Genomic DNA, 6,602 nt, shown 5'->3' on the forward strand with positions numbered 1-6,602 from the left:
GCCTTAATTAAAGTCGTAGCAATCGGCTTATGAAGAAAGGGTATCAGTTGAGCATAGTACTGGTATTCAAATACGATCTGTAGATGGTTTAGATTTATATGATGATGTGGATGATTTGCTTTCCCTTATTGATACTTGCGATTTTGTTATTACCAGTAGTAATTCAGTGGCGCATATGTCGGGTGCCATAGGAAAGAAAACCATTCTCTTCCTTCCATTTTCACATGGTAAATTTTGGTACTGGCATGATGTTGATGGAGTAAGTTTATGGTATCCATCCATAAGGGTGTTCAAGCAAGAGAAGCAGGGAGATTGGTCTAAACCAATTGAAGCGGCAAAAGCATATATGGAGGATAGATTTGGGATCTAATATTTCAATTGTTGTTGGTTTTGATCAGAGAGAGGCTGTTGCATACCATGTCTTTTGTCAAAGCGTCATTGATAGTTCTACAAGTACAGTTCAATTTCTACCACTTGCAGAAAATACATTAAATGAGTACAAAGAAGTTCATACGGATGGAAGCAATAAATTCATTTACTCTCGATTCCTGACCCCATTCTTAATGAATTATTCGGGATGGGCTATTTTTGCTGATGGAGATATGGTTTGCCAGGCCGATATTTCTGAATTATGGGCTTTGCGAGATGAATCAAAAGCTGTTCAGGTGGTAAAGCATGACTATCAAACGAAGGCAAGTAAGAAGTATCTTGGAAATAAAAATGAAAACTATCCAAGGAAAAATTGGTCTAGCGTTATTTTGTGGAATTGTTCGCATCCAGATAACAGGCTGTTAACACCTGATTTTATTCAGAATCAGCTCGGCTCCTACCTCCATAGATTTTCTTGGCTGACCGATGATTTAATTGGTGAACTTCCAAAAGAGTGGAATTGGCTGGCAATTGAATACCCTGAAAATCCTGGTGCAAAGTTAATTCATTACACTCTTGGAACGCCATGCTTTAAAGATTATGCCAAGGAGTCTATGTCCGATAATTGGAAAGAGGTTTTTGCAAGAAGTAATGAAGGGTTTGATTACTAATGGATAGATCTACAATCTCTGCTGAATACCTTTTGCAGCAGAAGGCACTACATCAAAACCCGAATTATGGGGTCGCATCCCTTTCTTTTGCTCCAATAGTGGCTGACTTTATACGTCAGACTGGTGTGCAATCAGTTTCCGATTATGGTGCCGGCAAGAAAAATTTATTTGTTGGTCTAAGAAATGCGGGGGTTGATCTTGCTGAATATCACCCATATGACCCAGCGTTCGAAGAGTATGGAGAGCCACGTTGTGCAGACTTAGTTTGCTGTATTGATGTTTTAGAGCATATTGAGCCTGAGAGGCTTGAGCATGTGCTTCTAGATTTATCAAAGATAACAGTGAACTTTGGATTTTTTTCCATACATATGGGTCCAGCGGCCAAAACACTATCCGATGGACGGAATGCTCATTTAATTCAAGAGCCCAGCTCTTGGTGGCTCCCAAGATTGACAAAATATTTTGAAATTTTGCATTTGCAATCCCATCAAATGATGGGGGATGGGATTTGGATTATTGTGCGACCCAAAATAAGCCCAGATTGCTAGGAGGCTAAATTAATTTTTCTAGTCTCTGGCAAATACAACGTTGCCACAATTGCGCCGCCAGCCAAGAAGATGGTCGGATACCAGAGTCCTGCAAAGTTACTTCCCCAGTGTTGATTTAACCAAGTAACAATTAAAGGTAGAAGTCCACCTATCCACCCAGCAGCTAAGTTGTGTGGAAGGGTGGCTGCGCTATTTCTGGTTTTTGCTGGAAAGAGTTCTGCAAGGAGGGCTGTTTGTGGGCCAACGACAAGCGCCAGAATGGCAGATAGGCCAATTAAGACCAAAATTATCAATAACGTAGATGCACTATTGCTTTGTAATAAGTGAAACGCCGGCAGTATTAGTGTGGCGCCTAAGATTAGGCCGGTGACAACCACAGGCTTTCTGCCAAGCTTGTCTGAGAGCCATCCTGCAAATACTGTGAGAGGTAGTAGAGCAACTGTTGCATAAACGCTTAACTGATCAACAAGTTGTGGTGAAAGCTTTACGGTGGTCTTAAGGAAGATTGAGGTGTATACCTGCACACAGAAAAATAGTACTGCGCCACCAGCAGAGATGCAGAAGAAAAGCAGAAACATTCTCTTTCTGGTTTCGGGGTCTTTGAGATTGTCTCGTAACGGGCTCTTTGATTGAGATTCTGTTTTGCTTAACTGTAAATATATCGGAGTTTCTTCTAAAGCCATTCGTGCTTTAAATGCGACCAATAGCAGAATGAGTGAAACCCAAAAAGGTACACGCCAGCCCCAGGATAGAAACTCTTCTGGAGTGAGGTAGGTCTGAAGTAGGGCAATTTGTAGAGTAGATACCAGGATTCCCAGTGGCCCCATGAGCTGTAAAAAGCTCGTCTTAAAGCCGCGATTAGACTCGCCAGCATGTTCTGTGAGATAGACCGCACTTCCCCCAATTTCTCCTCCTGCAGAGAGGCCTTGAAGTAGCCTGAGGCTTACTAGAAAAATGGGCGCCCAGATCCCGACCTGCGCATAGGTCGGTAAAAAGCCAACGCAGACTGTTGCAATGCCCATGAGGGTAATGGTGATCATGAAGATGGGGCGCCGGCCAATACGGTCGCCAATACTTCCAAAAATGGCTGCTCCTAAAGGTCTTACCACCATACCCACTCCGAAGGTAGCAAGGCTGGCTAAGAGGGCTGTACTAGGGTCGCTTGAGGGAAAGAAGAGGGGGCCAAAAACTACAGCCAGAGTAGCAAAAGTAAGAAAGTCATACCACTCTAGAAATGTTCCAAAGCAGGCTGCAATGGCAACTTTTCTATAGGAATGCGATGAAGCTTGAGAGTCTGATTCGGTAGCAGTCAATTTTTATTCTGCGTTTATTATGTATCTGTTGAAGATTCAATCAGGGGTGCAGAGATATTCTTGCTGGGCTTAACACCAAGTTCTCGTACCTTCTCTGCGGTACGAATGAGATTGCCTTTGCCGGATTTCAACTTATTAAAGGCATCGTGATAACTGGTTTGAGCTTGATCTAAACGTTGACCTAGTTTTTCAAGATCATCTACAAAGCCAACAAACTTATCGTAAAGCGTACCGCATTGCTTTGCGATTTCTAAGGCGTTGCGGTTTTGGTGATCTTGGCGCCAGAGATGGGCTACGGTGCGCAGTGTGGCCATCAGGGTGCTAGGACATACAAGCACAATATTCTTTGCTAATGCCTCTTGGTAAAGGTTGGGCGCAGTTTTCAGTGCTAATAGGAAGGCGGGTTCAATTGGAACAAACATCAATACAAAGTCTACCGAGCCAATGCCATATAAAGAACTATAGTTCTTGCTGGAAAGTCCTTGAATATGTTGCCTTAGCGACTGAATATGCGCCGCTAACTCTTGTTCTGAGACTGTCGGATCGGTTGCTTGAGCATGACGTGAATACGCTGTGATGGAAACCTTGCTATCCACAACGAGACTTCTTCCTTCTGGCAGCTTAACTACAACGTCAGGCTGAAGACGTGAGCCATCAGTCTGGGTGTGACTGTCTTGTACAAGATACTCCTCGCCTTTGCGCAGGCCTGAAGACTCGAGAATAGATTCCAAAACTAACTCGCCCCAATTACCTTGAACTTTCGAGTCTCCCTTGAGCGCCTGGGTCAGCGAACGTGTCTCATCTGACATACGTAAATTCAGATTGGCTAGACGCTCGATCTCGCTCTTGAGCGCAAAGCGCTCGCGTGCTTCATTGCCGTAGGAAGTATTTACCTGCTCTTTAAATTCTGAAAGCTTAGTTTGCAGTGGCTTGAGTAAGGCATCTAAATTGGCTACATTTTGCTCAGTGAAGCGCTTCGATTTATCTTCTAGAATTTCGTTGGCTAGATTTTTAAATTGGCTAGTCAATGCCTCTTTAGCCTCATTTAGAGATTCAATTCTCCCCAAGCCTTGCTTGCGTTCAGAATCTAGTGCCGCCTCGAGTCGAATGGCATTTTGTAATGCCTGATCCCGTTCTATTCGTAAGCTTGCAGCAAGTGCAACATCAATTTGCATTTGTTGCTCAACTCTGGTGAGAGCCGAACGCAAATTGAGAGCATAGACTAAAAGGCCTGCGCATAAACCGAATGGCAGGCCAAATAGAAGAAGAGAGCTTAAGTCAAAAGTCACTAATGTGGCCTTGTACGCAATCTACCGAGACTTAGGCTTTAACTAACTTTTGCAATTCACCGCTTTGGAACATTTCAGTCATGATGTCAGAGCCACCAATAAATTCACCGTTGATGTAGAGCTGAGGAATAGTTGGCCAGTTGGCAAAATCCTTAATACCCTGACGAATTTCTGCATCCTCCAATACGTTCACTGTATGCAGTTTTTCTACGCCACAAGTGCGCAAAATATTGACTGCATTGCCAGAGAAACCACATTGTGGAAATTGAGCATTGCCCTTCATGAACAATACAACAGGATGGTTGCTAACGATTTCTTGAATTCTTGCTTGGGTATCCATAATTTTCTTCCTGAATTTGCGCTGTAAGGCGATCTTGATCTGTAACTAACAATAGTAGTAATTTTAAGGCTATCTGAAGAAAAGGGTTAATTCGCTTTGTCGGCTTTAGAGCCTTTTTTGCCCAGAAGCTACTCGGCGGTGGCCCGCCAAATCAAGGTGAGCTTGCACATCTATTAGACCCGCCCCTTTCATTAGCTTCACTACCGCTTCAGATTGATCAAAGCCATGCTCGACGGCAATCAAACCACCAGCTTTCAGACGTTTATCTACTCCGGCAATAATGATCTCTAAGCAACTTAGCCCGTTAGCGTAATCGGTCAGGGCGGATTCAGGCTCAAACCGCAGATCCCCTTGAGTGAGATGGGAGTCTTGATTGGCGATATAGGGCGGATTACTCACAATCACATCAAATTGGCATGTCTGGTCTAGTGCCTCGTACCAGCTGCCTTGAAAAAATTGGACTTGTTTTGTCAGGTTGAGGAGTTCAGCATTTTGCTTGGCAATCACTAAGGCCTCGATCGATTGATCTGTTGCGCTAACAAGTGCAAGTGGCGATGCGTTGGCGATAGACAGGGCGATAGCACCAGAACCTGTGCCCAAATCCAATACCTTAGTGGGTTTATTGAGCTTGGTGATGGCAGTTAGGGCAATCTCAACGAGGAGCTCAGTCTCTGGGCGAGGGATAAGCACCCCAGGCCCTACCTGTAACTCAATATTGTGAAAGCCTTTCTTGCCTAAGATATAGGCGATGGGCTCACCATTCACTCTTCTGGAGACTAGACTGTCCCACTCCTGAAAAGCTTGCTCATCCAAGCTCATGTCATCGCGGGATAGCAAGGCGGAGCGTGGGAGTTGGTAGTGTTTTTCAAGTAGGTGGGCAAGCAATATCCGCGCTTCATTGGCTGGCAATGTGCAGTTGCTAATTAATTCGCGTAAAGACTGGCTGAGGCTCATCCTACTGGTATTAACTGTCGCCAAGCGCTGCAAGCAGCTCTGCTTGATGCTCGGACGCTAGGGCATTGCAGAGATCATCGAGATCGCCATCCATCATGGCATCAATCTTATAGAGCGTTAGATTAATACGGTGATCAGTAATACGACCCTGCGGAAAGTTGTAAGTACGAATACGGTCGCTGCGATCACCAGAACCAATGAGGGACTTTCTGGTTTGCGCTTCGAGCTGATGTTTCTCACGTTCACGCGCATCCATGATGCGTGAGACCAGCACCTTCATCGCTTGTTCGCGGTTACGGTGTTGGCTACGGTCATCCTGACACTCCACTACTGTGCCCGTCGGTAAGTGCGTGATACGCACTGCAGAATCTGTTTTATTAATATGCTGGCCACCAGCACCAGATGCTCTAAAAGTATCAATACGCAGTTCAGCGGGATTAATCTTTACAGCCTCCAATTCATCAGCTTCAGGCATCACTGCTACCGTACACGCTGACGTATGTATACGCCCTTGAGTTTCTGTTTGGGGTACACGTTGTACGCGGTGACCACCAGATTCAAATTTGAGACGTGAGTAGACTGACTGACCAACTAGGCGCAGAACAACTTCTTTATATCCACCAAGATCGGATTCAGCGGTATTCACTACTTCTACTTTCCAGCCCTGGCGTTCAGCAAAGCGGGTATACATCCTCAGTAAGTCACCCGCAAAGAGTGCGCTCTCGTCGCCACCCGTACCTGCACGGATCTCTAAGAAGACATTGCGCTCGTCATTGACATCTTTAGGTAATAGTAGTTTTTGAAGTACGCCTTCCAGCTCTTCCATAGTGGCTTGAGCTTGTTTTTGCTCTTCATCAGCAAAGTCCTTCATCTCAGGATCTTTACGCATGTCTTCAGCAGCTTGAGCATCAGCCTCAGCTTGTTTGTATAAGCCAAATTGCTCCACTACTGTTGCGATATCAGAATGCTCACGCGTGAGCTTCCGATAGTTGTCCATGTCTTTCGTGGACTCTTCGGTAGTTAATAGGGAATTGAGTTCGGCTAAGCGCGTGTCTAGGTGGTCTAGCTTAGCCCGCATGCTGGGCTTCATCTAATGGTCTTCTGGCTTGGAGTGCGAG

General features: G+C 45.0%; 8 protein-coding genes. 3 read left to right on the top strand and 5 right to left on the bottom strand.

Annotation, left to right across the window (positions count from 1 at the left end; translation table 11 throughout):
- The first annotated feature begins 106 nt into the window (after positions 1–106).
- The 3 genes from B7Y67_RS09195 to B7Y67_RS09205 are packed head-to-tail and all read left to right on the top strand — an operon-like array spanning position 107 to position 1,588.
- Entirely contained in the window at positions 107–370 is a 264-nt protein-coding gene (locus B7Y67_RS09195; protein ID WP_293598385.1) for a hypothetical protein, read from the top strand.
- Complete coding sequence (locus B7Y67_RS09200) at positions 360–1,040, top strand: glycosyltransferase (protein ID WP_293598386.1); 681 nt, start codon at positions 360–362, stop codon at positions 1,038–1,040. The genes B7Y67_RS09195 and B7Y67_RS09200 overlap by 11 nt, the downstream gene beginning before the upstream one ends.
- Entirely contained in the window at positions 1,040–1,588 is a 549-nt protein-coding gene (locus B7Y67_RS09205) for a hypothetical protein (RefSeq protein WP_293598387.1), read from the top strand. The genes B7Y67_RS09200 and B7Y67_RS09205 overlap by 1 nt, the downstream gene beginning before the upstream one ends.
- On the opposite strand, the gene B7Y67_RS09210 is transcribed toward B7Y67_RS09205, so the two are convergent.
- From B7Y67_RS09210 to prfA, 5 genes are all read right to left on the bottom strand, one after another.
- Positions 1,585–2,901, bottom strand: coding sequence for an MFS transporter (locus tag B7Y67_RS09210; RefSeq protein WP_293598388.1), 1,317 nt, complete (start codon positions 2,899–2,901; stop codon positions 1,585–1,587). The genes B7Y67_RS09205 and B7Y67_RS09210 overlap by 4 nt on opposite strands.
- Positions 2,902–2,918: 17 nt before the next feature.
- Positions 2,919–4,190 carry a DNA recombination protein RmuC gene (gene rmuC, locus B7Y67_RS09215; protein WP_293598389.1) on the bottom strand — a complete coding sequence of 424 codons (1,272 nt, stop codon included), beginning with the start codon at positions 4,188–4,190 and terminating at the stop codon, positions 2,919–2,921.
- Positions 4,191–4,221: 31 nt separating this feature from the next.
- Positions 4,222–4,530 (bottom strand): Grx4 family monothiol glutaredoxin, encoded by a 309-nt coding sequence (gene grxD, locus B7Y67_RS09220; RefSeq protein WP_293598390.1) that lies wholly within the window; start codon positions 4,528–4,530, stop codon positions 4,222–4,224.
- A 105-nt stretch (positions 4,531–4,635) separates the two neighbouring features.
- Positions 4,636–5,484 (bottom strand): peptide chain release factor N(5)-glutamine methyltransferase, encoded by an 849-nt coding sequence (gene prmC, locus B7Y67_RS09225; protein ID WP_293598391.1) that lies wholly within the window; start codon positions 5,482–5,484, stop codon positions 4,636–4,638.
- Positions 5,485–5,494: 10 nt separating this feature from the next.
- Positions 5,495–6,574 (bottom strand): peptide chain release factor 1, encoded by a 1,080-nt coding sequence (gene prfA / locus B7Y67_RS09230; protein ID WP_293598392.1) that lies wholly within the window; start codon positions 6,572–6,574, stop codon positions 5,495–5,497.
- Positions 6,575–6,602 lie beyond the last annotated feature (28 nt).

It is taken from the genome of Polynucleobacter sp. 35-46-11, assembly GCF_002281105.1.

Excerpts from the sequence above, each read along its gene's own strand:
- B7Y67_RS09205 (WP_293598387.1), top strand. The coding sequence starts at position 1,040 with ATGGATAGATCTACAATCTCTGCTGAATACCTTTTGCAGCAGAAGGCA.
- prmC (WP_293598391.1), bottom strand. The coding sequence starts at position 5,484 with ATGAGCCTCAGCCAGTCTTTACGCGAATTAATTAGCAACTGCACATTG.
- grxD (WP_293598390.1), bottom strand. The coding sequence starts at position 4,530 with ATGGATACCCAAGCAAGAATTCAAGAAATCGTTAGCAACCATCCTGTT.
- prfA (WP_293598392.1), bottom strand. The coding sequence starts at position 6,574 with ATGAAGCCCAGCATGCGGGCTAAGCTAGACCACCTAGACACGCGCTTA.